Origin of the sequence: Roseburia sp. OM03-7AC (genome assembly GCF_003462625.1) — a bacterium.
GTDB classification, from domain to species: domain Bacteria; phylum Bacillota; class Clostridia; order Lachnospirales; family Lachnospiraceae; genus Roseburia_C; species Roseburia_C amylophila.
The window spans coordinates 39,606-65,919 of the sequence record NZ_QTZJ01000008.1 but is presented as its reverse complement, the minus strand read 5'-3'; the positions used below and the strand labels follow the sequence as shown (position 1 = coordinate 65,919).

At 34.9% G+C, this 26,314-nt stretch carries 20 protein-coding genes; all 20 read right to left on the bottom strand.

All coding sequences use genetic code 11. From position 1 onward, the window contains the following. Positions 1–449, bottom strand: a 449-nt coding sequence (locus DXB39_RS12630) for a hypothetical protein (protein ID WP_147343734.1), incomplete at its 3' end; no start/stop codon positions are given. A 59-nt stretch (positions 450–508) separates the two neighbouring features. Further along, positions 509–1,642, bottom strand: a complete 1,134-nt coding sequence (locus DXB39_RS12625) for a DegT/DnrJ/EryC1/StrS family aminotransferase (RefSeq protein WP_117842174.1) — start codon at positions 1,640–1,642, stop codon at positions 509–511. 50 nt (positions 1,643–1,692) lie between these two features. Continuing rightward, positions 1,693–3,111, bottom strand: coding sequence for an oligosaccharide flippase family protein (locus DXB39_RS12620; RefSeq protein ID WP_117842173.1), 1,419 nt, complete (start codon positions 3,109–3,111; stop codon positions 1,693–1,695). 18 nt (positions 3,112–3,129) lie between these two features. Further along, complete coding sequence (locus DXB39_RS12615; RefSeq protein ID WP_117842172.1) at positions 3,130–4,782, bottom strand: hypothetical protein; 1,653 nt, start codon at positions 4,780–4,782, stop codon at positions 3,130–3,132. A 9-nt stretch (positions 4,783–4,791) separates the two neighbouring features. Then, positions 4,792–6,048 carry a hypothetical protein gene (locus DXB39_RS12610; RefSeq protein ID WP_117842171.1) on the bottom strand — a complete coding sequence of 419 codons (1,257 nt, stop codon included), beginning with the start codon at positions 6,046–6,048 and terminating at the stop codon, positions 4,792–4,794. 102 nt (positions 6,049–6,150) lie between these two features. Then, positions 6,151–6,651 (bottom strand): acyltransferase, encoded by a 501-nt coding sequence (locus DXB39_RS12605; RefSeq protein ID WP_022244483.1) that lies wholly within the window; start codon positions 6,649–6,651, stop codon positions 6,151–6,153. A 1-nt stretch (position 6,652) separates the two neighbouring features. Next, entirely contained in the window at positions 6,653–7,726 is a 1,074-nt protein-coding gene (locus tag DXB39_RS12600; RefSeq protein WP_117842170.1) for a Gfo/Idh/MocA family protein, read from the bottom strand. Then, complete coding sequence (locus DXB39_RS12595; RefSeq protein ID WP_022244485.1) at positions 7,723–8,412, bottom strand: WbqC family protein; 690 nt, start codon at positions 8,410–8,412, stop codon at positions 7,723–7,725. The genes DXB39_RS12600 and DXB39_RS12595 overlap by 4 nt, the downstream gene beginning before the upstream one ends. 13 nt (positions 8,413–8,425) lie before the next feature. Next, the gene (locus DXB39_RS12590) at positions 8,426–9,151 is read right to left on the bottom strand and encodes a hypothetical protein (RefSeq protein ID WP_117842169.1); all 726 of its coding nucleotides are present in this window, start codon (positions 9,149–9,151) and stop codon (positions 8,426–8,428) included. Next, positions 9,152–10,468, bottom strand: coding sequence for a nucleotide sugar dehydrogenase (locus tag DXB39_RS12585; protein ID WP_117842168.1), 1,317 nt, complete (start codon positions 10,466–10,468; stop codon positions 9,152–9,154). Positions 10,469–10,494: 26 nt separating this feature from the next. Further along, on the bottom strand, positions 10,495–11,739 hold the full coding sequence (locus DXB39_RS12580; protein ID WP_117842167.1) for a glycosyltransferase: 1,245 nt from the start codon (positions 11,737–11,739) through the stop codon (positions 10,495–10,497). A 43-nt stretch (positions 11,740–11,782) separates the two neighbouring features. Then, a complete protein-coding gene (locus tag DXB39_RS12575) occupies positions 11,783–13,156 on the bottom strand; it encodes a sugar transferase (RefSeq protein WP_117842166.1) in 1,374 nt (457 codons plus the stop codon). Between the two features lie 24 nt (positions 13,157–13,180). Then, the gene (locus DXB39_RS12570; protein ID WP_117842165.1) at positions 13,181–14,053 is read right to left on the bottom strand and encodes a hypothetical protein; all 873 of its coding nucleotides are present in this window, start codon (positions 14,051–14,053) and stop codon (positions 13,181–13,183) included. Positions 14,054–14,064: 11 nt separating this feature from the next. Next, positions 14,065–15,150: a DUF6077 domain-containing protein gene (locus DXB39_RS12565; protein ID WP_117842164.1), complete on the bottom strand. Its 1,086-nt coding sequence runs from the start codon at positions 15,148–15,150 to the stop codon at positions 14,065–14,067. Positions 15,151–15,157: 7 nt separating this feature from the next. Further along, positions 15,158–16,723 carry a glucosaminidase domain-containing protein gene (locus DXB39_RS15215; RefSeq protein WP_117842163.1) on the bottom strand — a complete coding sequence of 522 codons (1,566 nt, stop codon included), beginning with the start codon at positions 16,721–16,723 and terminating at the stop codon, positions 15,158–15,160. Positions 16,724–16,730: 7 nt separating this feature from the next. Further along, positions 16,731–21,173 (bottom strand): glycosyltransferase, encoded by a 4,443-nt coding sequence (locus DXB39_RS12555; RefSeq protein ID WP_117842162.1) that lies wholly within the window; start codon positions 21,171–21,173, stop codon positions 16,731–16,733. A gap of 19 nt (positions 21,174–21,192) precedes the next feature. Next, positions 21,193–22,611: a hypothetical protein gene (locus DXB39_RS12550; RefSeq protein WP_117842161.1), complete on the bottom strand. Its 1,419-nt coding sequence runs from the start codon at positions 22,609–22,611 to the stop codon at positions 21,193–21,195. A 1-nt stretch (position 22,612) separates the two neighbouring features. After that, positions 22,613–23,536, bottom strand: coding sequence for a class I SAM-dependent methyltransferase (locus tag DXB39_RS12545; protein WP_117842160.1), 924 nt, complete (start codon positions 23,534–23,536; stop codon positions 22,613–22,615). Positions 23,537–23,560: 24 nt separating this feature from the next. Next, positions 23,561–24,871, bottom strand: a complete 1,311-nt coding sequence (locus DXB39_RS12540) for an ABC transporter ATP-binding protein (RefSeq protein ID WP_117842159.1) — start codon at positions 24,869–24,871, stop codon at positions 23,561–23,563. Positions 24,872–24,884: 13 nt separating this feature from the next. Further along, positions 24,885–26,297: an ABC transporter permease gene (locus DXB39_RS12535; protein ID WP_243006045.1), complete on the bottom strand. Its 1,413-nt coding sequence runs from the start codon at positions 26,295–26,297 to the stop codon at positions 24,885–24,887. Positions 26,298–26,314: the final 17 nt, after the last annotated feature.

Sequence of the window (26,314 nt, the reverse complement as noted above, 5' to 3'; positions counted from 1 at the left end):
AAATTTATCAAACGCTTAATTTCCATATAATCAGAATAGGCAAGACATCTTCTCCCTATGTCTTTTTTATGTCTAAAATCACTTGGTCTTTCTAAATAATTATATTCTCCTTTTAAACTTTCTAATACAGGTTCCATTGTTGTACATATATATCTACCTTTATACAAAGTCTTTCTCGGAACACAAACAATAAAATAGTTTTTCTTTTTTTTAAATCTTACTAGTGGATGTCTAAACAAAGAGTTCACTAAAAACAGGAATCCCACTCCTACTTTTTCTTTAAATGACATTTTCAAATTATGATCCGGATGTGCTTGCCCTATATGTTCTCCCTTTCCCTGTACCAATTCAAAAACAGACATACGTACAATATGCCAATAATTTATTCCTTTAATTTTTAATGTCCAAAACTCCTTTTCTGCATCCTCAAACATCTCTATCACATTCATTTTATTCTGCCTTTTCTTCACTAATGCAAATACTATTAATCTAAAATCACTTTTTCGTCTTACACTGTTTCAAGATACTTTTTAATATGCATTATCACTTTATTCTGTTCCTCCATTGTAATATACGGATGAATTGGCAATGACAATACAGTCTCACAAAGTCTCTCTGTACTAGGGCAATCTACTGCAAGCATTTTTCCCCCCTTAAAAGCCTCCTGTTTATGCATAGGTTTTAAATAATACACCATCGATGGAATTTCATTCTGCTTTAAAACTGCTTGTAACCCATCTCTGATTTTTTTATTTGGTAATTGAATTGTATATTGTGCCCAACTAGAATAATAATTACTTCTTATTTTAGGAATAATTACTACGTCCTCAAGTTGTTTTGAATAATAGTCTGCAGCAAAATTAACTTTGTCCATCTCATATTTTTTGAAAGCCTCTAACTTAGTTAATAATATTGCAGCTTGAATAGTATCTAATCTTGAATTTACACCAATTCTTATATTATCATATTTTCCATTTCCTTTTCCATGTACACTTAATGAACGTATTACTTGCGCCCATTCATCATTATCTGTAAAAATCGCACCACCATCTCCATAACATCCCAACGGTTTTGCTGGAAAAAAAGATGTTGTGGCAATATCTCCAAAACTACATGCCATCTGTTTATCTATTCTTCCTCCAAATCCTTGTGCTCCATCTTCTAATATTTTCATTCCATATTGATTAGCTATGTTTCTTAATTCTATATGATCAGCTGGTTGCCCAAACAAATCCACTGCCACAATCACTTTAGGAACCAAACGTCCCTCCTCTATCACCTTTTCTATTGCTTTCCGCAGACTATCCACATTTATATTATAGGTATCCTCGCATACATCAACAAAAATAGGCATTGCTCCATTATATGCAACAGTTTCTCCTGATGCAAAAAAAGTAAAATCTGGTACAAATACCGCATCTCCTGCTCCTATATTCCACGCCATTAGAGCTAAATTCAACGCATCAGTTCCATTTCCACATGTTATACAATGATTCACACCAACAAATTCTGCAAGTTGCTTTTCTAATTTTTCAACCTGCTTTCCTGAAATAAACGAAGCTGAATTTATTACATCCAAAATTTCTTTATCAATTTCATCTTTCAAATATTCATACTGTCTTCTTAAATCTCTAAATTGCATAATAACACCTCTGCCCTCTTTTTATATACTTTAAATTTCTTACTCATTCTTTAATGAAGTAGTTTCCACAATACCTTTCTATTTTTTAATATCAAACCACTTAATACTACTACATATATCACCAAAAATATAATACGCAAAGTCAACACTCTGTATAATCCCAACATTCCCATTCCCGCAAAGGTAAGTCCCACTATAGTAAGTGCCAAAAATTTCTTATTGTAGACACCATCAAATTCCTTTGCTGTTCTTCTCACTATCCAGTAATGGAATCCTAACAACGCTAGATAACCAATCATCGTTGTATAGGCTGCTGCCAGATATCCAAATTTTGGAATTAAAAGCCAATTCAAAAAAATATTTAAAAGTGCTGCCGCTACCGTTCCTATCGAAATTGTAAATGTCCTCTTTTTAAATATCTCAATATTAACATAAAATGTATAAAAAAATTGGTATGCACACCCTAATATAATTGGTGGCATTGCATATTTTGCACTATAATACGCTTTTCCCCCCAGTACATATATCACTTCAGGTGCTACCAGAAAAACGCCTAAAATAATTACTGCGTACACCCCCATATATATATTACTATTTTTTCGAATTTCTTTTTCATCTTTTTCATGAAATTTATCAAATAACCACGGTGTCCACGCTTGATTCATAGATGTCTGTACCACATACGCTAACATACTAATAGTATAAGCAACAGAATATAATGCATTTTCTTCACTTCCACAATAATTAGTAATCATAATTTTATCTACACTTCCAAGTAATATTCCGGCTAAATCATGTGGAATAAGAGGAATAGATATCTTGCAAGCGTATTTAATGCAATTCCAAGAAATTTTACGTCCTTTATACATAATATAAATCCAAAATGCAAAATTTAATAATGAAACCGGTAGAAAATACCCAATAGTTCTTCCCATCAACTTATTATCCATTAGCATCACAAGCACTATGGAAACTCCAGTTCGAACTATAGCGGATCCCATTGATGCTACAACACAGAATTTATATTTCTGATAAATACGATGTTTAATTTGTAAAAAATTGAACGCTGGCATAAAGAGAAGATACACAAACAAAACTCTGATATAAAATATATCCATACCAAATAGCTTTACAAAAAACGCAGGTTTTAACTCTACTGCAAAATAAGTGAACAGTGTAACAACATTACTTAACGCCAAAATAGAAGAAAGATACTCTTCCATCTTTTCATCAAAATCATACTTTGCTCTTGCAATAGATGAAATCAAGTCCAATGTTACCAATACTGTTAATACACTCTCCCATGAAGTAATATTACTAAATAATCCATATTCAGTTTTAGACATAATTCTAGTAAAGATTGGAGTTGAAATTACTGCCAGGCCTTTTCCAAAAACATTACTTATAATGTACCACAACGCAATTTTAGCTGTAGAAGCACCTGCGTTTTTCTGCTTTAACAACGTCATACCATTTACTCCGTCCTATTACTCATCTCTTACGCACTGATACGCTCTAACAATGGATTGCGTTCTTGATGCAATTGCCTTTCCCAACTTATGTTGTTGGCTCTCCCAATCTATACTTTCATTACATGGAGGCAATATATCAAGTTTAAAATTTTTTCTACTATTTTGTCGGTAATTTCTTAATCTGCAATAAGTCAATGTTGCTACATTCCTTATTGTTTTATGATAATGAATAAACCGCTTTAATTTTTCCTTAAATGACACTTTTCCCCCCATATGGCAATTAATAGGCACATCTTTTAACTCTGGTGCAAACGAATCTATAACATACTGTTGTAATTTTGCGTCCTTCACTTCATCCAAACCAAAACCAAATATTGGATTCATTAAATACCAATCCATAAAAGGATGTACTACATCTCCATATAAATTTGACATCTGAATATATCCAGAACCCCAAATTCTCATTTGGACAGCAGCGTAATACCAATTCTGAATCATTTCAGATGTAAGATTCTCTGGTATTACACATTCATCTAATTCCTGTTGTATATGCTCCTTAAAACCAACAAATTTGCATATCTTTTCAGCCTCATTCCCCTTATAGTACTGTTCAATAAAATCTTTTATATCAGAATAACGATTATACTTTGCTCTCATAATCTCCCCACCGTATCCCCCCAATATCAAATCAGCATGTTTATAACGTTCTCTAAACAAATGACCCCACTTGCCTGAATTGTTTGAATCTCTAAGTGCTGATGAGCCATGTAAAACTAACTTTTTGTCTCTTTCATTTATTACTACATTATCATAAGACTCCATAAAATAACAATCAATATGTAATCTGTCCGTAATGATTTTAGATATTTCTTCATCAACTCCTCCATCGCAATCATTTTTTGCCGAGAAGCCTTTTATTTTGTCTACTATTTCATTTGCAATTGATAAAATCAATCTTGTGTCATATCCTGCTGATATATCTGATGCAATGCGTTTTTTATAGTTATTAAAAAATGAAAAATATTCTGTAATTCTTTTTAAATAGGTTTTCCTATCCATTTGTTCAATAAAGTATTTATATACTTCTTTCTCTTGCATCATATCATTTGTAAGTAAAAGTTCATTACCTAGCTTTATGCGAAATACATTTTCAAATATCGTCTCCACTCCCACATTTGCTTCTAACAAAACAAATTCATAAACCGCCTGCCTGTATAGCAAAGTATTTTCACTATATTTACTAACTAGAAGTACATCATTAGAAATATAATAATCATCTTTGTCTCCGTTTGCATAATATGTATTAATCAATCCCATTCTATCCGGGATAACCTCAACGCTCTGATTCTCTACATCCATACATATTACAACATAATGTCCAAAAAATTTCTGCTCAGTATTTTTTAGTTCTGTTATAAACTTTTCATAACAAGTAAATCGTGTAAAAATCTCCTGTCCAAATCCATCTTTGTTAAAAATTGTTCCAATTATAAATATCCTATTTTCTCCAAAACTATGCAATATATAATCGTTTTTATATGCAGCAGAAATTGCAATATTGATTTTTCCACAATTATATATATCTGCTGTTTTTCCATACAATTCACTCAGCTCTTTTGCTGCTTCTTTTACCTTTATTAAATTTGTTGATATAAAATATGCTGACATTTTAATACCTCATACTTTCTTCAAATGCAGTTTTTTACTTTCTCTTTTCATCAAAATATTTTTTAAGATTAAAAACCAAAATATTACATCAATGCTTCCAGGAAACGCTACCCAGTCCAACATTGCTCTAATTGCACAAGTTATAAATATTATTAGCCATAACCATTCTCTTTCTCTGTAAAGTAAAAAAAATGTTTTTATCAATAATGTCATTACTATTATAAAACCTATTATTCCAAACTTAGCATGTAATTCAAGATATGAATTATGTGGTTGTTTATAAGTACCCAAATATTTTCCCGTTGAGCAATCCACACCTAAAAAGAGATTTTTTCCAGAATCTAAAGTTTTTTCCAGATATTCTGACCAAATATTAATTCTAACAGATTTTAGTCCATATTCTGAAAATCGAGAAATAAATGTTTCATTTTTGGGTTGGACCATGCCATTTTTATTTTCAGGTATATTTTGTTCTATTTTTTTATTAATAGAAGCACTATCCATTTCAATTGTATTCTTTTTCTCCAAATACAAACTTTCATTAGTCGGAAATACCCCCACTAACAAAAACATAGCAATTACTAGAAGTCCGATATTTTCCAAAAGTTCTTTACAATTTTTCCCTTTTTCCACTACCAGCCCATATATAACAATGCCACACCAGAAAAACACTGCAGTAAAAATTCCTGCTCTCCCCAAAGCCCAAACTGATATAATCAAGTTAAAAGTTGCAGGCAAATACACAATTTTCATTTGATTACTCTTTCTACAAACATACAAAAGTAATGTCATAAAAATCATGAGTAATGAAATTCCATTTCTACTTGTAGAATAAAGAATATAATGTACACTCCTACGCATAATAATACATAGGAAGAAGTAACCAGCTAAAACATAAAACATTACTGAAATCCATCTACTATCAATTTTAAATGACACTAATGCTAAAGCCGCCCCCATATAACTCCATATCCATAAAACTTCTTTTATACTCGCATTATGATTATACATTGATGATAGGATTAAGCAAAAAGATAGCATTACAGCAAGTAAAACTGCCCACCATATTCTTTTATCATCCTTTTTATACAATATCGTATATATAAAAAGCAGGCATCCACAACCTGCAATCAATGCATTGCCGAACAATCCAGGAATTGGGGTCAAATTACTCAATAAAACACATATACTAAACATCATCAACAGTATGTTTGGAATATCCAATTTGACTTCCAAATTAATCTTCTCAATTTTATTCAACTGCATATTTCCTCTCCTTTGTACATCCAGCAATACTTTCTTCAAAACATAACATAAATTTAGTTTATATTATGCATCTATTCATAAACCTCTATATTATTTTAAAAATCATACATAAACTATATTTCCCTGCTTGTCTACAGTTCCAACCACCTGTGCCGGAACGCCTACTGCCAATGCATAGTCTGGTATATCTTTTGTCACCACTGCGCCTGCTGCTATCATAGCATATCTTCCCACAGTATTCCCACAGATAATTGTAGCATTAGCACCAATAGATGCCCCCTCCTTAATCAATGTATGTTTATAATTTTCATGACCTTTGGGATATCTTGCTCTTGGTGTTAAATCATTTGTAAATACACAAGAAGGTCCACAGAATACACCATCTTCAATTTCTACACCCTCATATACTGATACATTATTTTGTATTTTGACATCATTCCCAATTATTACATTATTAGATATATTTACATTTTGTCCCAAAGAACAGTTTTTTCCAATCTTAGCTCCCGACTGAATATGGCAAAAATGCCATATTTTTGTATTTTCTCCAATCTCTACAGAATTGTCAATATAACTACTCTCATGTACAAAAAAATCTGCCATTTTAAAATTCTCCCATCATATCCATACTTGAAAAATCTTCCAGCGGAAGTTTCACCACATCTCCCGTTTTTTGACTCTTATAAATTGCTAATACTAGTTCTAATGCATTTCTTCCAGCATATGCATCAATATATGGCTTTCTATCATTATTTATTGCATCTATCATATCTGCAAAAAGACTAGTATGTCCATTTCCATAAACATTACTTGTTGCCTCTTCCAAACTCTTGTTTTTTCTATCTAACTCTGATTCATCCTTAAAATTCCACACATCAATATTATTAGTCGACTTACCCCCAATCTTTACCGTACCTTTTTCACCAAAAACATATAGAGTTTCTTCCAAATTTTGTGGATATACATTAGTTGTTCCCTCTATCGTTGCAACAGCACCATTTTTAAATTTAACTACTGCTATTCCAATATCCTCCACTTCCAAATAATCGTGAAATTGTCTCTTTGTCACCCCATATACCTCGTCTACTTCGTCTCCAAAAGTCCAGCGCAAAAGATCTATTCCATGTATACACTGATTCATTAAGCACCCCCCATCTTTAGCCCATGTTCCACGCCAAGATGCTTGCTTATAATATTCTTTGTTCCGATTCCACCGAACGTTAATTGAACCATGCGATAATTTTCCAAATCTTCCTGCTTCCAACGCTTTTCTCATTTCCTGAACTGCTATATTAAATCTATTCTGATGGCATACTGCTACCTTTACTTTTTTCATCTCAGAACGTCTTATTATTTCATTTGCATCTTTCATACTCATTGCCATTGGTTTTTCTATGATAATATTTATACCATGTTCGATACAATACAATGCTATCTCTGCATGCTTACCACTATCCGTAGCAATACTAACTAAATCCAGCTCATTCTCATCTATCATTTTTTTATAATCGGTATAGTGCTTTATTTCACTTATATTCTCTAAACCGTGTTTTTTTAACAATTCTGTTATTTGCTCCTGAACAATATCACATGCAGCAACGAACTCTAACCGATTATTCAAAACTGCTTTAACATGATTTGTTGATATTCTTCCACATCCAATTAACGCATATCTCATTTTCCTGCTCCTTTTATAATCTCTGCACTTTTTTCATAGCCACAATTAAATAATATATCTAATACCGTCAAATTTTTTTCAAATCCTTTCCACAATTGTGGATATTCTGGATAAGTAAAATCCGTATAAATTAACTTTATCTTCTCCTCTTTATACCGTTCTTCCTCTTGATATTTTGCGCCTCCCATTCCAGAAAAGTACGCATCTCCACCACATAATTTTATAATATCAATTAATCGATCCGTACTCTTATCTAATATATGAAAATCCCCAGAATAAACAAATTCTGTCGAAAAATTCAGCTTTTTAGATATATCCATAATTATTTTCGAATTAAATTTATCAAGCATTTTTTCTTCACTTGAAAACCACATTTCGACATCTGAAAACACCTCTTTAAAAAAGGGAGCTTTTTTATAATTCATTTCAATCGTCTTGAGCTGTTTATCTTTCCAATTTAATTCATGTTTTATCCGAATTTCATTATAATTTGTTGTATGTGATGGTATTTCTAACGGAAGCTTTAAATAGCAGCATCCATTTGAAGTCTTTATTGAATTACGATCTGCATAACTATTCTTCACAAACTGAACATCATTTAGTAAAACAAATATATCACTACGATATATTTTGTAAAAATACCCAATCCATGGTATAAAATTCGGTTGATGTATTCCAACAATCATTTTTTCTTTCTCCCTATATATCTTTTTCTGACACAAACTCCTCTAGTTTTGTAAATTCACCTGATAATGTTACATATCTTTCCTTATTTCCATTACGAATAAAATCCAATAATATTTCCCTTGTTTCCAATTCATTTTCTCTATACCAAATCGGGTGTGTTAAAATATGCAAGTATGAATATTGTTCCGATTCAATAATCTGTTCTATATCTTCCCGCCAGTTTCTCCTCGAATCTGACACATATTTAAACTCTTCAAAAAACATTTTTGAATAACTATTTATTATCCCAGGAATTCTATAGTTTGCTTCCAAAGTCTGTTTTGATGGGCGATGCATAGACACACTACTGATTGGCAGATTTAACATTTTTTCCATACATATAGCCTCTTCGGAAATTCGTGAAATACATTCTAATTCATTTTGTACTTTGCATATTTTTTCATCAAAATGCAAACCTATATCGTGTCCAAATTCATGTATCTTATGAATTCTATCGGTATTTTGCTTTGAATATGGATTATAAAAATCACTTCTGCTCAATATAAAGTAAGTCGATTTTACACCCAACTTTTTTTCTATTTGAGCAAATTTCAAAGCCGCCCCAATATCTGTGTCCACATCATGCCGTAATACACAAACTTTTTTTTCTGTATAAGTTTCTTTATAATTGCAAAATGAATACCCTTTTTTCCATAATAATTCTATCATTTTTTCATAATCTTCATATGTAAAATTCATTTATAATACCTCTATATTATCTCTTTTTAAAATATTTTTCATGGCATTCTTGGTATCAAAAATAGCTTTTGCATTTTTCTGAATCATCTCGTAATCAATATTTGTATGAGCTGCCGTCACAATAACAAGATCATAGCTAGAAATAATTTCCGGATCTATCTTTTCAATTCCTCTAACCTCCTTTCCTTCATACTTATATTCTGGAATCCATGGATCAAAATAACTCACCTCTGCATGCTCCCTTTTTAAGATTTCAATCACACGGAGTGCTGGACTTTCACGATAATCATCAATATCTTGTTTGTATGCCACCCCTAATACTAAAACCTTTGCTCCATTCATTGACTTTTTAAATTTATTTAAAATCTTTTCAGCTCTTTCTACGCAATATTCTGGCATTTTGTCATTAATCATCATAGAACTTTCAATCATAGATGTATGAAATCCATACTCTCTAGCCTTCCATGATAAATAATATGGATCAAGGGGTATACAATGTCCACCTAATCCTGGTCCAGGATAAAATGCTTGAAAACCATATGGCTTTGTCTTTGCTGCCTCTATCACTTCCCACATGCTAATACCCATTTTTTGACATAACATCGTTAATTCATTTACAAGTCCAATATTTACATTACGATAAGTATTTTCTAGTATTTTTTCCATTTCTGCTATGGCAGGAGAAGACACTTCATAAACGTCACCTTCTAGTACCGCGCGATACATTGCTGCAATTACTTCTGTTGCATCTTTTCCAATTGCGCCAACTACTTTAGGGGTATTCTTTGTCTTATAAATCAGATTACCTGGATCAACACGCTCTGGTGAAAATCCTAAGTAAAAATCTTCTCCACATTTTAATCCAGATCCCTTCTCTAAAATTGGTCTAATTAATTCTTCTGTTGTTCCCGGATATGTTGTTGATTCCAATACCACCATAGTGTCTTTTTTTAGATACTTGGCAATCTCCTCCGTTGAATTTTTCACGCAACTAATATCTGGCTGTTGATGCTTATCCAATGGTGTTGGAACACAAATAGCTATAAAATCTACGTCTTTAACAAAAGAAAAATCTGATGTTGCTTGTAATTTTTTTTCTTCTACCAATTTTTTTAAATCACTGTCAACAATATCACCAATATAATTATGTCCTGCATTCACCATTTCAACTTTAGATTTCTGCACATCAAAACCAATTGTTTTAAATCCAGCCTTTGCCTTTTCAACGGCTAATGGGAGTCCTACATATCCTAATCCGACAACTCCTACTACAATTTCTTTTTTTTCAATTTTTTCTAATACTAATTTCTTATTCATTTTTATCTCCTTTTCCGTATAATCATTTATTTTCTTTTTCTTCTAATTTTTTGTCCTATATAAGTATCTAACATATAAGTAGAGCCTGCAATAATTACATCCGGTTGCAATGTTTTCGCTATTTCTGAAGCATGTACTAATGTCTGACCTACAAAATCAAAAATAGAAAACGCTCTTTTAATCCCATTTCCTTCATATGTTCTTGTTTTTACCCAATGATATACAATTCCATCTATTTCTTGTTTTTTAAATGATTTTTCTATCTCCGGATTTTTAACACGAAGATGAGAATAACTTGCCGCAATTATATCAACCTTGTATCCTCGTTTTACCCACTCTCGTGCAAGATAATAAGGTCGAAAAACCATTCCCATATTATTTGAACCTGCATAATGTTGTATCATTAAAATATGTAAATTCTCCTTTGCCGGGAATAATTTTGTATAGTTTTCTGCTATTTTTTCATATGTATAATTATTTACAACCGCATTATGACCATTTAACCCCATTTTTCTTCGCTCATCTGCATCCATTTCATATATTTCTATAAATTTGTCTGCTAATTTCTGTGGATTTTTTGTATCTACAATAATCCCTGCATTATTCTGACTTACTAAATTATCTATATTAGTTCGAAATATAATAGGAACTCCTGATATCATGGCATCTGTCATTTTCGTAAGACTAATTCCATACTTGTTTAATTCTGTATACTCCGTCCCCATATATATACAATCAAACCACTTTAACAAATTAGGTATGGACTTTTTTTCTATTCTTGGCAATATGAGACAATTTGTAATTTTTTCACTCCTTATTCTTTGTTCCAGTCGCTCTCTTTCTCGTCCATCTCCGACTAAAACAAACTGTATTGAGTCACAATTCACTTTTTTTATTGCATCAAGATAAAAATCTAATGTATCAAGCGGAGTCATTCCTCCAAAATATCCAATTAGGAATTTTCCTTGCTTTTTAATTTTTTGAAGAGCATCCTTATGCATTTTCGGCAATTCTAAAGGATTCTCCCAATCTTGAAGTGTAACTCCATTTGTTAAATATCTATATTTACTTTCCTTTAAACCATGCTTAAGCATATGTTCCTTGGCATATTCTAAGGTTGAAACAACATAATCGGACCTACGATACGCACTATTTTCTGCCCTTTGCAATAGCCATACAAATGGATTATATCTTTTCATCCCATATCCTACCACCAAAGTTTCTGGCCACATATCACGCACTTCATGAATTAATATTGGTCTTTCTTTCACTCTATAGCCTCCTCTTTTTCTGCATATTTAATGTGCATTATTTTTATTTTTCTATTTTCTGCTTTTGCTCCTCTGTAAAACCTTCTGTACTTTCTTTCTGAAATATAATTTTTACCGTTTCAAATAATATTTGAAAATCTACCAAAATAGAATAATTAACAATATAAAGCAAATCCATTTTGAGCTTATCTAAAGCTGTTGTATTATATTTTCCATAAACCTGTGCATATCCTGTCAGTCCTCCTTTTACCTTTAAACGATACGTAAATTCTGGTATTTCCTTTCCATATTTTTCAATATGTTCAATTCTTTCTGGTCTCGGACCCACAATGCTCATGTCTCCCTTAAATATATTTAAAAGCTGAGGCAATTCATCTATCCTTGTCTTTCGAATAAATCTTCCCACTGGAGTTATTCGATCATCATCATCTGTTGCTGGTTTCGATTTTCCATCCTTTTCTGCATCAACAATCATAGAGCGAAATTTATAAATCCAAAATACTTTTCCACCATATGTACAACGTTCCTGTTTAAAAAATACTGGACCTCCATCATAAACCTTTATACATATTGCAGCAATAAGCATAAACGGTGATGTAATTATCAGTCCCACAAGTGAAAGTAGAATATCAAAAATCCTTTTAAACACCCTCTGCCCTATTGTTAATCCTATGTTTTTACATAAAAACAACGGCGAATCAAATAAATTAATTTCTTCCGTTCCTTTTACAATAATATCCGAAATCTTTGGAGTAAAATAAACACGGATAGAGTGTTCAAAACAATATTTTAATATTTTATTTTTGTATTCACTAGGTATATCATTTAACAAAATTGCATCATAATGGTTCAATTTATCAAAAATCTCATTTTCCGGTTTAAATACAGATATCTCCTCGCAAATTTTATATTTATCACGTCTTGCACTCATTTTTTGATTCAAGAAATTTTTATATTCTCCATTAATCTGCAATATTCTTAATGGTGGAAATATTTTTCTATATAATTTTACAAATATAATATCGCACAATAGTAATATAACTATGTTTCCCACCAATAATGTTATCATTTCTATTGCTATTTTTTTAGCCAATTGAACATCGCCAACCATCAATACAATCTGAATATATATTACAAAATTAGTGCAAATCATTCCAAAAACTTGTCCTAATGCTAAATTAACCGTTTTTGCATAACCAACCTCAAATCCCCCCCAAGTTTTCAAGAAAAACGTGCTCAGAGTTAAATATATCAATGAAATAAGTATATTTCCTTTATTTTCAAAATAGCGATTCATCAACATATTCCATTTCTGCAACCATGTCAAATAGAATGCTCCATTAATTAAAATAAGCATTAACAAATTTACACTTCTCACATAAATTTTTTTCCAAAACTCTATTTTTATTTTTCTCATATGTACACTTCCCACACTTCTAATTTATAATTTAAATACAATATAATTTTCAGTTTTTCCTATTTGTACTGCTTCTTCCTGCCATATTCTTAAGTAATAATTATCCTTTTGAACTATTGCATAATTTACATCTAAGCTTTTAAATGCCCTCTCTAAAATATGCTTATCTACCCAATTTTCATCCATTATAGCTCCGCTCACAAGTGCTGCTACAATTGCTTGCCAATTTTCATCATCTACAAGCATATCCCATGTCTCCTTATCTAAAATTTGATAAGAGAAGATAGTACCTGTTGCTGATAATATCGATGCATCATAAGTTCTAATCTCCATTGACATATTTCCATCATAAACAACATTAACAGCCTGTTCTTTATCTTTTTTATCCTTCTCCACTATTTCTGCTGCCATAATTGTATCATTTTGTATTTTATATCGATTTTCTACCATTTGACAACCATGGTTTTCATACACCCCAGTAAATGTATATCTCGTTCCAATTCCAATCTGGCTAATCCCGATAATACTAATCAACGCAATTATTATTTTAGCAAACTTCTTTTTAGTTTTTTCATACAAACAAGTCAAAAAATACGAATACGTCATAAGTATTGGAAGTAGCCAAAAGAAACGAAATATTCTGCTTCTCAATGAATCACCAAATATTCTAAGCCATACCACCATCGCCCACGGATTCAATATTATCACCATTAATGCTAATGGTTGTAGCGAAAAAAATGTTCGTTCCTTCTTATTTCCCTTGATAAGGTAATATATAATCAATAAAATGTATCCTATCAGAAGTCCACGTTCCATATTTGTCATTGTACTATTAATAACTGCACACCATTTCAAAAAAAACTGTGTTCCTGGATAATCATCATAATTAAAATGCATTCTCTCTCCTCTTATCGTATCGTCAATGTAATAACACCTTGTCTAATTAACATATAATATCCCATTACAGCAATACACGGAATTAGTCCTACACATAAATTTTTAAACATTTTCTTATTATAAAATACCATAGGTATATAACTCAAAAAAATAAATGGTAAAATATACATTGTCGACATACAAAATGTATACGAACCAAGTAAACCTAAAACAAGTGATTTTTGTACATATCCATTATTCGGTTTATCATACAATTTTAATAAACATACCACAACAAATGGTATAAGCAACATTCCAAATATATTTTTTCCTTCAAATGCTCTAAAATAATAATAATAAGAAGGTAAATACACACAAGGAACAAATATCCCCATAACCGCTATATAAAGTATGAAAAAAACTATACGATATTGTTTCTTACTTTCCTTAAATAAACTTTTAGCCAATTCATAAATTAACAAGTTACCTATTATGATTACCACTGTTGACATAACAGTTCTAGTTTCAATTAAAGGAGATAACTTTGTCAGCTTAGATATTACCGCAGAATGGTCATTATATGTCTGTAAAAAATATGCTTCATAAAAATATTTCATTTTTTCACCAGACACAGGATGAGTAATTCCAAGGTAATTATCAAACACCGCTGCAGATACATAAGCATTAAACCATGCTGCCCCGCTTCCATTTGTATATCGCCCATATAGCTCTTCAAAAATGAGTTGTATTACTGTAATTCCGCTAAAAATAATTATTACAATTTTATTTTCTACAAATTGCTGTTTCCAAAATTTCAAATGTTTCTTCAATTCTTTCCAACAGCATATTATAATTAGTAAAATTGTAAGCAGCCATACTATACTCCATATTTCAGAAATTATATTTAATGAAATCACATTTGTTTTTAATGGCAAAACAAAAATTCCAAAAACTAAAGAATAAATAAAAAAGCCTGAGACCATACAAAAGCCAAAATTTTTTTTCTCTTTTTTACATATTGTTGCAAATGCAAATCCAAACAAAAAATAATTCATCAAATAGATAATTAGAATACCAAAAGCAACAATAACTTCAAGCCATCCTTGTATATAAATCATCTTACTTTTATCTTCCTTCCGCTAATCCATACTGCACATAATGTTCATAATACCCCTTCCAGTCATTTCCGAATGCCTGCTGCAAATCCGCATACTTATTACGATAAGCAGCTACATCAAAGGTTGCATTTCCTCTTCTTCCTTCTGTCATTCCATAATTTATAAAATGTGCAAGCACTGCTCTGTCATCATTGCCAAAGGCTACACGGATATCCGGATACAAATTGGTATAATAATTATAATCGTATACGTAAGAGTAATCTACCCCATTATATACTGTCAGTGGATTCTGTAGTTCAGTTACTCCTGATGTCACACGTTTCTCTGCCTGACCGGCATAGATATAATGCAGATAGTACTGTCTTAAATCCGTTCCAAAAGCTGCTCGGAGGTCAGAATACGCATTCCGATAAGAATTTATATCAAATGCCTCATTTCCACGCCGCCCTTCGCTCATTCCATAATTTACAAAGTGAGCAAGAACTGCCATATCATCATCTCCAAATGCTGCCCGGATATCCGGATATTTATTTACATAATAATTATAATCATAGACTGATGCATAGTCCACTCCGTTATAAACCGTTATTGCATCAAAGTTGTTAACCGCTCCGGATGCAATTCTGTGCTCATTCTGTCCGGAATAAACATAATGAAGATAATACAATTTTAAATCATTTCCAAATGCCATTCGAAGGTCTTTATAACGTCGTTTATAAGAATTTACATCAAAATATACGATTCCCTGACGCCCTTCCTTCATTCCATAGTTTAGGAAATGGGAAAGCAGGCTGTCCGAGCTGCCACCACAGGCTGCTGCCACATCCGGGTTATGTAACATATAATAATCCGGATTATATACCGCTTCATAGTTCACTCCCTGATACCAGGTGGAATAGGTAGAATAATTCCGCATTCTCGCTATGTAATCATTGACAATACTGTTTCCGTAGCCCCATGCAGTTGCCCAGCCGATTCCCGTTGGATTCTCATGTTTGCCAAGCCACTCCACATATGGTGCACTGCCTTTATTTACAAGGCTGTATCTCGGGTCTACTACTTCCTGATTCAATGAAGCGGATGTTGCATATGCTTTCAAATGCTGCACCTGTGCCCGGATTCCCATCCGGACGGTTGGAAAGCTGTTTCCCGGATTGCCTCCACCAGTTGCACCCAGACCTGCAAAGTTAAACTGTTCAATATGAACATCTCCTCTATACCGGAGGAATCCGGTCTCTTTCATAGCCTGGGCAAATGCTACCTCTGCCCTTACGCCTTCTGCATTACATTCTTCCATATACATCATGCAGAATACATAGATGTTCGGTGCATCTGAATTGGCATAAAATGCCGGATATGCCTGATTTGCCTGATAATAATTAATCATCTGGCCAATAGTTACCGTCGTTGGTCCCATAATACTGTATCCACCGTCATAATATGTATTTATCGTCGATACTACGCTCTGCGGCTCTTTTTCCGCCGCCTGCACGGTATTTACCGGCAGCACCATGGCACATAGCAGTACTGCTGTCCACAAATTTTGAAATACTTTCTGTAACTTTCTCTTCATTGTTTTTCTATGCTTCCTCTTGTAACTCTGATTCACTTAACTGCTGATAATATACTTTTCCATTGTGCAGATTCTTCTTAACAATGAAAATGACTGCATCCTTTCCTACATTTGGAATCTCTGCTGCAAATCCACACAGATAAATATTTTTGTAATGCGGCATAGATAACGCTACATCATAGCGTTCCTTTGCCTGTGTGGAACATACTCTTGCCCTGTCACCTTCTACAACCAGAATCTGCGTCTCACAATTAATATTATCTGCATGTTCTAATACTGCCCAGCCTTTGATACCAAAAAGCTCTTCGGTACGCTTTACGCCATCGATTCTGTGCAGTATCTGTTTTGGTTTCCATCCTGTACGTTCTTCCAATGCAATATCACGTACCACAGTTCCTTTTAATTCCTGTCTGCCGCTCATGACATCCAGCCATCTTATAAAGACTTCTTTTTGATATTTCTGCATAATACCAATGGTATACGCATGAAGATTCATCGCAATCTGGTTTCGGTCTACCCGGCAGCGGAAGCCTGCCAGATAATTGGTGCTTCCCAACGACTGTGCCACATCCTCACGGAATACTTTTTCCATCTTACACTGATAGATTTTTCCCTGCTCGGAGCGAAGCAGCAGATAACGTTCTGACGCATTATCTCTCTCTGCGTCTTCTCCCTGACACCAGCCTTCAATGGCAAAATCTTTATCATCTGTTATTTTATCAATGCAGACTTTGAAATCACTTTTTACTTTTTTCGGATAATGCTTCATCCACTCACAGATGGCATATTCCTGTTCTTCCTCTTCTACATTGATGCTGAAATCCACTTTGTTCTGGGTTAAATTATCATTGTAGAACGGGTCTTTTCCTTTCAGATTCGGATGCTTCGCATATAAGTGTTCTCTCTCTTTCAGCAATCTCTGCTGTTTTTTCTCATCCACATCATCAGAGCCACGGCTGATAGATTCATAATGATACATTGGAACATCATTCCGCACGCTGTTGTAATAGCCCTTTTCGTACAATTTAAAGCAGAAATCTACATCATTGTAAGCAACAGTCAGTTCTTCATCCAGACCGCCTACTTCTTCATATTTGCTCTTCTTCACCATTAGACATGCTGCTGTTACTGCAAGCCAGTTATAATTCACACGGTTTCTGCCAAAATAATAGATATTGGAATCTGAAAATCCTATCTCACTGTGAGACGGCCCTATCTTAAGATTTGCAATTCCAATATGCTGGATAATGTCGGTCTCCGGATATAACAATTTCGCGCCGACTGCTCCGGCATAATCAAGGGATGCCTGTCCCACCAGAAGAGACAGCCACTCTGCACGATACACTTTAATATCATCATTTAAAAGCAGAATATATTCTCCATCCGATGCTTTCACTCCCAGATTGCACATCTTCGAGAAGTTAAAATTCATCAGCTCATAAATATAAGCTGCCTTCTGTTCCTCCAAGTAGCTCTCTATCTGTGCTTTATTCTCTTCGTTACTGCCATTGTCCACTACAATAATTTCATAGTTTTCATAAATGGTGCACTGCTTTATGGAATCAATACACTGCTTTAATATTTTGAAATTATCCTTGGATGGAATGACAATACTGACCTTCGGATTACCCTCTGCTTCATAGCAGACTCTGTACTGATACATGTCACTGACGAATTCCACGGTTCCCTTTAATCCGCGTCTTTCCAGCGTTTCTTCTTTCAGGCGCTTCATCGCTTCCAGTGCATATGGCTTTGCCTCCATTTTTGCTGCAATGGATTCTGCCCGTTCACGCCAGTGATATAATACTTTCTTCACATGGCCAATCCGCTTATAATCCGTCAGTTCTGTAAAGCGCAGGGTAAAATCATAATCCTGTGCTCCATTATATTCCGTACGCAGTCCACCAGTCTTGCGCACCAATGCGGTACGGTATATTGCAAGATGGTTGGTATACATAATCGAAAAGAAGGTATCCGGTGACCAGTCCGGCTTGAAGAACGGAGAATGTCTTCTGGTTCCGTCCTCTGTCAGCTTGTCCTCATCACTGTAAATGAAATCCAGCTCCGGATTTTCGTTGATTAATGCCACCATTTCTTCTAACGTATTTAATTCTATTACATCATCACAGTCCATAAATGCGATGTATTCACCACTTGCTTTTGCAATTCCATCATTTGTTGCTTTGGAAATATTTCCATTCTCTGTACGATAGATGACATGAACTCCCGGTGTGGTTTCATAGCTGTGCAGCACCTCACGCACGGACTCCCAGGATGAGAAATCATCCACCAGCCATAATTCCCAGTTCTTATAAGTCTGTCCGATAATGGAATCGATACAGGCTGTCAGCATGTCATCCGGCACATTATATACCGGCACTACAAATGAAATGAGCGGATTTTGCTCAAAGGTTCTTCCTGTAACGATATTGGTCTCATTTTCTTTGATAAAGCGCTGGTATGGATCTTTATTTTTGTGCTTTCTTTCTTCTTCCAGGAAATCAGCCGTAACTTTTCCATACTTCTTTAAATCTTTTTCATAAAGACTTTCTTTTGCCTGTTCTGCATCATCTGTTTCCTCATCCTTATAATTCAGATTACGGTCCTGTGCAATCTGCTTTTTTAACTTTTCATCAATGTCCGGTCTCTTGAACAAGCCCTCCGCCCAGTATATTTCAATCTGTGGATTTTCTTTATATGAAGCTTCATCCAGTTTTGCGATATATTTTATAATTGCTTTCTGGTTGGCAAATCCATCCACATTGGCGATATTTCCTATTGTAACTGCTTCCTTTTCTGTCGGCTCATGAATCAAACGTAAAATAGCAGTCACAGCATGTTCCTGTTTCACCCGAATCTTATATTTCTCCACAAAGTCAATAGAACGTTCCACAAAAGCAATAATACCCTGGCTGATTGCCTCTTTATATGCAGTTTCTTCCGGTATATCCTCTAATACTGCCGCTCCATTTTCATATTTATAAACAGAGTTCATCGGTGCACCGAAGAACAATTCCATAATGACAATGGAATCCTTCACTTTATTCTGCAGATTATAATTTTCATCATAGTTAAATAGATAGGTTTCAAATTTTCTTCCGTTTAACTGGCGTTTACTCTTCTCTGTATTTAAAATTCCGGTATAGAAGAATTTATTTTTCTTCTGATAATCGACACATTCTAAGAAACGATCCAGAAGATACTGTGAGGAACCGTTCCAGCCACAGTCAAATACAATACTATCTACTTCAAAGAAACCTTTTTCCTTAAAATACCGGTATGCTTCCTGTCTCTCTTCTTCACATTTTTTCAAGAAGGCCGTCTCATTTAATGTATACAGCTTCTTTACCTGTTCCATTTCTTCCCGTGTATGAATAATTTCATCTACACTTTCAAAGCCAGCTTCCTTTATGCTGTCCTGACAGATTTCAAGCACTCCGAGATATTCTAACACTTCTTTTATGGTCTGTCCTAATGTAAATGGGGGAAGAATCTGCATGGTTTCTTCATCTAATTTACTGATTCCAGCCAATAACAAGGCTCTGCGGGAAGTCATCAGATATTCTGTCTTCTCATCGGTATATTTGCCAAACAACTGATAGAGATTATAACCATCTCTTGCAAGGAAAAATATCTTCTCATATTTTTCCCTTTTCAGACAGCTTTTTAACCAGGTGAATAAACCAAGATAAAGCGGTCCACCCACTTCTGCACCTAAATTTTTCCAGAATTCATAATGCTCCTTGTGAATACAGTTCTTTACTCCTTCGTCGATGCTGAACGGAAGCATGTTTTTATTATCTGCTTTTTCCTGTGGATAATGATAGGTCTGGAATCCCGCTTTCTGGGCATTTACCACATCAGATTCCCAGTTGTCACCGATATGTATGATTTTCCATGCAGGAACTCCTTCTTCCTTCTGCACCTGCTCGTACAAATCTCCGCGGAATTTTGTATGCATCTCATCCGCAGAATCATAGATTTTATCCATTTCATATCCGCATTTTTTCAATACTTTTTCTAAGAAATCCTTCTTTAAATACATATCACTTGTTGCTATCACACGCTTGCCTGCTGCTTGGGCAAACTCATAAATTTCTTTCATTTCCGGATTTGCAACCAGTGAATCATATTCCATTTCAAGCTCTGTCTGCTTTACTTTCTCCCAATCCATCTCAAGCCCGGAATGTGTCTTTATATAATCATAAATCTGATCCATAACCGCATGAGGCTGGTTCCATTTTTCTTCTGCTTCCATACTTGCCTGCCGCTGCATTTCCTGACGGATATGCTCATAATCCTTAATGCCGCAGACATCTCCAACCAGCTTAAATATGGTTTCCGGTGTATTTACAATTCGTAAAATCAGCGTATCAAACACATCAAACGATACCACATCTGCCTGTTCTATTTTTTTCTTTAATTCTTCAAAGCTTTCTCTATTACTCATAGTTGTTCTCCATTAGCTATTACCGATTTCTATGTAATATCCTGTTTTTCCAATTGCGTAATTTATTTTTGAATCTGTACCAAAGTCCATTCTTATGATACATCAGTTCATCTTCCCTTATCATAATCAGTTTACGCATTTCATCTATCTGCCTGCCCTGTTCTTCCAGCCGGATTATGCCCTGTTTCTGTTTCTCTTCATATTGTGCAATCTGCTCATTCAGCTCTTCGATTTCATTTTTCCGCTCTTCTGCAGTCTTTTTCACTTTCCCATAATCATAGAACTTGGTCACATCGGAAAGTTCTGTGATAAGAGTCGTTGTGGCTGCCACCATACATTTTATTTCAAGATAGGAAATTCCTTTTTCTATTTCAACGAGAATCTGTGGATCTTCCTCTTCAAAGAGAATACTCTGCTTAGAAAGCCACCTTCCGTTGTTCCACTTGATTGCAGTTTTCTTTCCGTTGGAATCCTGTATGGATTCTATATAGACAACGCATTTTCCCATACTTGGGTCAAAGCGCACTTCTTTCTCATTTTCGCTGACAGGAATACGTATTTCTTCCATCTCCCCTTCATCCGTATGCGGAATAAAATAGGAATTCTGTTCTGAAAATCCTTTTCCACTGTTATAATAAACCTGCATCCTGTCCTTTGCTTCTGTTTCCGGATGTAACACCGCGCTAAATGGAATTGCTTTTGTTCCTAGATACTCTGTCATATCCCGGACTGGAATCTTTCCACCAATGACATACTTTTGGAAATTTGCTTCCATCTTCCGGAATTTTTCTTCCTCTTCTTCCGTAATCGAAACTAATTCCATTAACTCCTGCCAGGTAAACAACTGGCTGACATTCTGTTTTAAAAACCAGTAAAGAATACTTCTGTATATTACAAATTTCTCTGGAATAAGAAATGCAAAGCTCCACTCATAATCAATTACTTTCCAGCTTTCGGCATCTATCATAATATTTTCAAATATCAAATCGATATCTGTTATTTCCGCAGCAGAACTCTGCTCTTTTTCAAATGTTGCATCTCCGAAAACTTTTCTAAATTCCTCTGTTACATGAAAGATTGCTTTTGGTTCTATTGATGTTATCCGGTTGCAATAATCCCGTACCAGTTCTTCTATTCTGTCTTTTTCACCCTGTTCAATGTAGTTTTCTAATATTGCAGATAACGCAGTTCCCTTCACAAACTCAAACGCTGCCGCCTGTGCTTCCATCTGACAGGCTGCAACACCGAAAACATTCTGATACTGCCTCTTAAGCTTCAGATAGTTTTCATAAACGCCCTGCACATGATGGATTCCCTCTTTTTCCACCGGACGTTTGCGGATGCTCTTCTTTCCATTTTCATCTTTCAGTATTTCCGTACATATTGCAAATTCATCTGCACGATCATTTGAATATTTTGCGAATACTACTGTTTTCATGCTACTGCTCCTTTTTGATAGATACCATAAACGAATTGGAAAATTCTGAAAATAGCCCTTCTTTTATTACCGTTCCGAATGCCTTTTCTTCATCAAACATAACATAGCGATCCCGGTCAAAATTACGGATATTCATCGTAAGTTCATCTGTTTTTGGAAGATATTCATCAGAATAAATCGCCATTGGAAATTTATAATCCGGATATGGATAATAGAATTTCCAGGAAATCCCCTCTATTCCCCTCAGTTCCTCTTCCAGTTCTTTTTTTGAAAATGTGCGGACATTATCTTCCCCCGGATAATCTTCAATTCCCCGGTAATAACCACCATAATAATCATCCTGGCAGCCCGCCCAATACTTCATTCCCATTTTATTTTCTGTAGCAAGAAGCAGTTCTCCACCGGTTTTCAAATGTTTTAACAGTTCCAGAAGAAAGGTTCTATATGCGTCTTCTGAATTTTCATAATAGGACCTGGCATATTTCCATTCTCCAATCAGCGTAATGTAATCATAGCTGCCGAGTTTATCTTCTACTTCCGGATAATTTCCCAGGATTATTCTGACATTATCTTTTTCAGCGTTCCATGCTGCATTCATTTCGGCTCTCGTTTCCGATGTTTCCACGCAGGTAACGTGCGCTGCCTTTTGTGCCAGTGCATCTGTAAGTATTCCTGCATCCGCACCCACTGCAAGCACTTCTGCCTGTCTGAAAAATGGATACCATTCTATGATATTCTTGCGGAGTTCCGACAAATAGAATAAATAATTATAACTCTTACGTTCTTTTATCACTTCCTGCAGGCCGTCTTTTCTATAACGCTTTATGTCCTCTAACATCATTTTATCCGGAATCGGTTCTCCAAACACAGGCTCTGCCTGATATCTGCTTCTGTCAATTTGAACTTTCCCACAATTTTCTGTCATTTCCGCCGTCTTTCCTTTATCTTTTTACTCATCTATCTTCTCCACTGTCGTAACAGAATTCATATCATAAAAACCTACGGTATTTTTATCTGAAACCACCGTCACATTGCATACATCATATAATCTGTGGTATACCTGGAACTCACCGTCACGATATCCGGTACAGCTCATGGACAATAAGTATTCCCCTCCCTGCAGAAACATATCCTGCTCAAAGGTTGCAACATAAGTCTCCCCTTCTTTTGCCAATGGAACATCCTTCTTCTCATACATAGTATTGGTTCCGGTTATTGCCACACCCTGTATATTTTTAAAGGTATAGGTAAATATCGGATCATGAACATCCTGTTTAAATTTTACTTTGGATTTCAGCCGGAATCGTGTTCCTTTTACAATTGCATTGGTATAATTACCATTCTCATCTATTATAGCAAAGTCTTCAATTTCAGCGGCACCATTGCCATATTCATCCACATCCGGATTCAGATTGTAATGATTCTTCCACTGTCCTTCGCAGACAGCCTCTTTGATTTCCTTTTCATCATCTTCTTCCAAGGAGCTCATGTCCATCTGGTGTGCTGCGATTTCCTCCGCCTTATCCTGATTGACCATGATTCGCTTATACATGCTTACCATTTCTTTTGGTGTACCCTCTGCCAGCTTCTTTCCTCTGTTTAAAAGTACAACACGGTCACAGTATTTGCTGATGCTGCCCAGATCATGGCTGACAAAAAGGATGGTTTTTCCCATTTTCTTAAAATCTTCAAATTTCTTGTAGCATTTTGCCTGAAAGAATACGTCTCCTACCGACAACGCCTCATCGACAATCAGGATTTCCGGGTCAATATTAATCGCTACCGCAAATGCCAGCCGCACAAACATACCACTAGAATATGTCTTGACCGGCTGATGCACAAAGTCACCGATATCTGCAAAATCAAGAATATCCTGCATCTTTGCATCAATCTCTTCCCTGGAAAAACCAATCATGGTTCCATTAAGGTAGATATTCTCAATTCCGGTATATTCCATATTGAAGCCTGCACCCAGCTCCAACAGTGCAGAAATTCTTCCATCAATCTCTACATGACCACCGGATGGATTCAAGACTCCAGTAATAATCTTAAGAATCGTAGATTTTCCGGAACCGTTGGTTCCGATTATGCCAACGGTTTCTCCTCTTTTTACATCAAAAGAAACATTATGCAGTGCATAATGTTCCTTATATAATTTCTTTCGTGTCAGGCCTAACGATTCCTTCAGTCTGTCTGAAGGTTTATCGTAAAGCTTATATAATTTACTTACATCATCTACTCTAATTGCTACTTCGCTCATATCCTATGCCTTCCTATAATACATCTGCAAAATGAATCTTCAACCGCTTAAATATCATGGTTCCGATACCGAATAATACTGCTGTCAGAAGCCAGAAGTATAAAGTCAGTGGTGCATTTTCCCAGAACCACGCCTTATTAATCAACGCATCCCGGTATCCTGCCACAATATAGTACATCGGATTCAGTTTGAATATGGTAATCAGCACTGGAGATAATTCCATGGTATCAATGTTCCACATAATCGGTGTCATCCACATCCCAACCTGCAGAACAATGTTAATCACCTGTGTTAAATCACGAAAAAAGATTACAATCGCACAGGTTGCATACACGATTCCCAATACCATAATAAACATGGCAAAGGTATAGTACACAATCTGCAATGTATATAAATCCGGATAATAGTGATATGCACTATACAGCACCAGCGTAAATACTACGAAGAATACATGTACAAACAGAGCAGATACTACTTTCACAATTGGAAGAATACTTATCTTAAATACAACCTTCTTAACCAGATAGCTGTATTCAATCAGTGCGTTGGTTCCACCATTTAATGCATCCTGGAAGAAGAACCAAGGCACCAGACCTGCAACCAGCCAGAGTACAAACGGAACATCAATTCCTGCTCTGGTGTTGATTCCGCCAGCCTTTAATCCTTTTTCAAATACGAACCAGTATACCACTACCGTTACAATTGGCTGTATAAATGCCCAGATAATACCAAGATAGGAACCTGCAAATTTAGTTTTAAAATCATTCTTTGACAAATTCCAGAGCAGCTTTCTGTTCTGATACACCTCTTTCGGAAGAACAATCAGCTTTTTACCTGCTTTTAATGCAACAATAAGAATGATATCCAATACAACACACGCAAGGATTTTAACCAGAAGATACCGGAGCCAGAGGCTGTCCTTTACCAGCTTCGCAATTCCCCAGTTCTCTGTATTCCATACCAGGTAAGGATCCTCTTTTTCTGCTGTCAGGTTAATACCGTCTGAAACATTATTCTGTTTTACTTCCTGCAGACGCACTGTTTCTGAAAAAACATTCTGATCTATTACCGCAGTTTGTCCATTACTTTCAATGGTTATGCCGGAAATAGTTGTCTCGGATGCTCCGCTTCCCAAATCAAAGCGAAGATATGAAATATCTGCCGGTACGGCATATTCTAACGTTTTCTCTGTTCCAGCTTTTTTATAATTCACTCCGCTGCTTTGTTCTGCCTTGAAATCATCCGGCATTTTCTGTCCGTCTGTCAGATAGAACATCTCCATATAATTTTCTTCATCGGATGTAAGTGTTACCTTTACCGTAACCTTCTTCTCACTTAAAGCCGGTTCATATCTGAAAACCAGGATGTTCGCCAATATACCAAACAGTACCACCAGCAGGCTGGCTGCGAGTCTCTTCTTAGACATATCATTTACTCCTTATG

What these genes read in the sequence shown, in the direction of transcription:
- DXB39_RS12595 (WP_022244485.1), bottom strand. Translation starts at nt 8,412, where the DNA reads ATGATTGTTGGAATACATCAACCGAATTTTATACCATGGATTGGGTAT.
- DXB39_RS12575 (WP_117842166.1), bottom strand. Translation starts at nt 13,156, where the DNA reads ATGAGAAAAATAAAAATAGAGTTTTGGAAAAAAATTTATGTGAGAAGT.
- DXB39_RS12535 (WP_243006045.1), bottom strand. Translation starts at nt 26,297, where the DNA reads ATGTCTAAGAAGAGACTCGCAGCCAGCCTGCTGGTGGTACTGTTTGGT.
- DXB39_RS12540 (WP_117842159.1), bottom strand. Translation starts at nt 24,871, where the DNA reads ATGAGCGAAGTAGCAATTAGAGTAGATGATGTAAGTAAATTATATAAG.
- DXB39_RS15215 (WP_117842163.1), bottom strand. Translation starts at nt 16,723, where the DNA reads ATGAAGAGAAAGTTACAGAAAGTATTTCAAAATTTGTGGACAGCAGTA.
- DXB39_RS12585 (WP_117842168.1), bottom strand. Translation starts at nt 10,468, where the DNA reads ATGAATAAGAAATTAGTATTAGAAAAAATTGAAAAAAAAGAAATTGTA.
- DXB39_RS12590 (WP_117842169.1), bottom strand. Translation starts at nt 9,151, where the DNA reads ATGAATTTTACATATGAAGATTATGAAAAAATGATAGAATTATTATGG.
- DXB39_RS12550 (WP_117842161.1), bottom strand. Translation starts at nt 22,611, where the DNA reads ATGAAAACAGTAGTATTCGCAAAATATTCAAATGATCGTGCAGATGAA.
- DXB39_RS12545 (WP_117842160.1), bottom strand. Translation starts at nt 23,536, where the DNA reads ATGACAGAAAATTGTGGGAAAGTTCAAATTGACAGAAGCAGATATCAG.
- DXB39_RS12565 (WP_117842164.1), bottom strand. Translation starts at nt 15,150, where the DNA reads ATGATTTATATACAAGGATGGCTTGAAGTTATTGTTGCTTTTGGTATT.
- DXB39_RS12600 (WP_117842170.1), bottom strand. Translation starts at nt 7,726, where the DNA reads ATGAGATATGCGTTAATTGGATGTGGAAGAATATCAACAAATCATGTT.
- DXB39_RS12615 (WP_117842172.1), bottom strand. Translation starts at nt 4,782, where the DNA reads ATGTCAGCATATTTTATATCAACAAATTTAATAAAGGTAAAAGAAGCA.
- DXB39_RS12625 (WP_117842174.1), bottom strand. Translation starts at nt 1,642, where the DNA reads ATGCAATTTAGAGATTTAAGAAGACAGTATGAATATTTGAAAGATGAA.
- DXB39_RS12620 (WP_117842173.1), bottom strand. Translation starts at nt 3,111, where the DNA reads ATGACGTTGTTAAAGCAGAAAAACGCAGGTGCTTCTACAGCTAAAATT.
- DXB39_RS12555 (WP_117842162.1), bottom strand. Translation starts at nt 21,173, where the DNA reads ATGAGTAATAGAGAAAGCTTTGAAGAATTAAAGAAAAAAATAGAACAG.
- DXB39_RS12605 (WP_022244483.1), bottom strand. Translation starts at nt 6,651, where the DNA reads ATGGCAGATTTTTTTGTACATGAGAGTAGTTATATTGACAATTCTGTA.
- DXB39_RS12610 (WP_117842171.1), bottom strand. Translation starts at nt 6,048, where the DNA reads ATGCAGTTGAATAAAATTGAGAAGATTAATTTGGAAGTCAAATTGGAT.
- DXB39_RS12570 (WP_117842165.1), bottom strand. Translation starts at nt 14,053, where the DNA reads ATGCATTTTAATTATGATGATTATCCAGGAACACAGTTTTTTTTGAAA.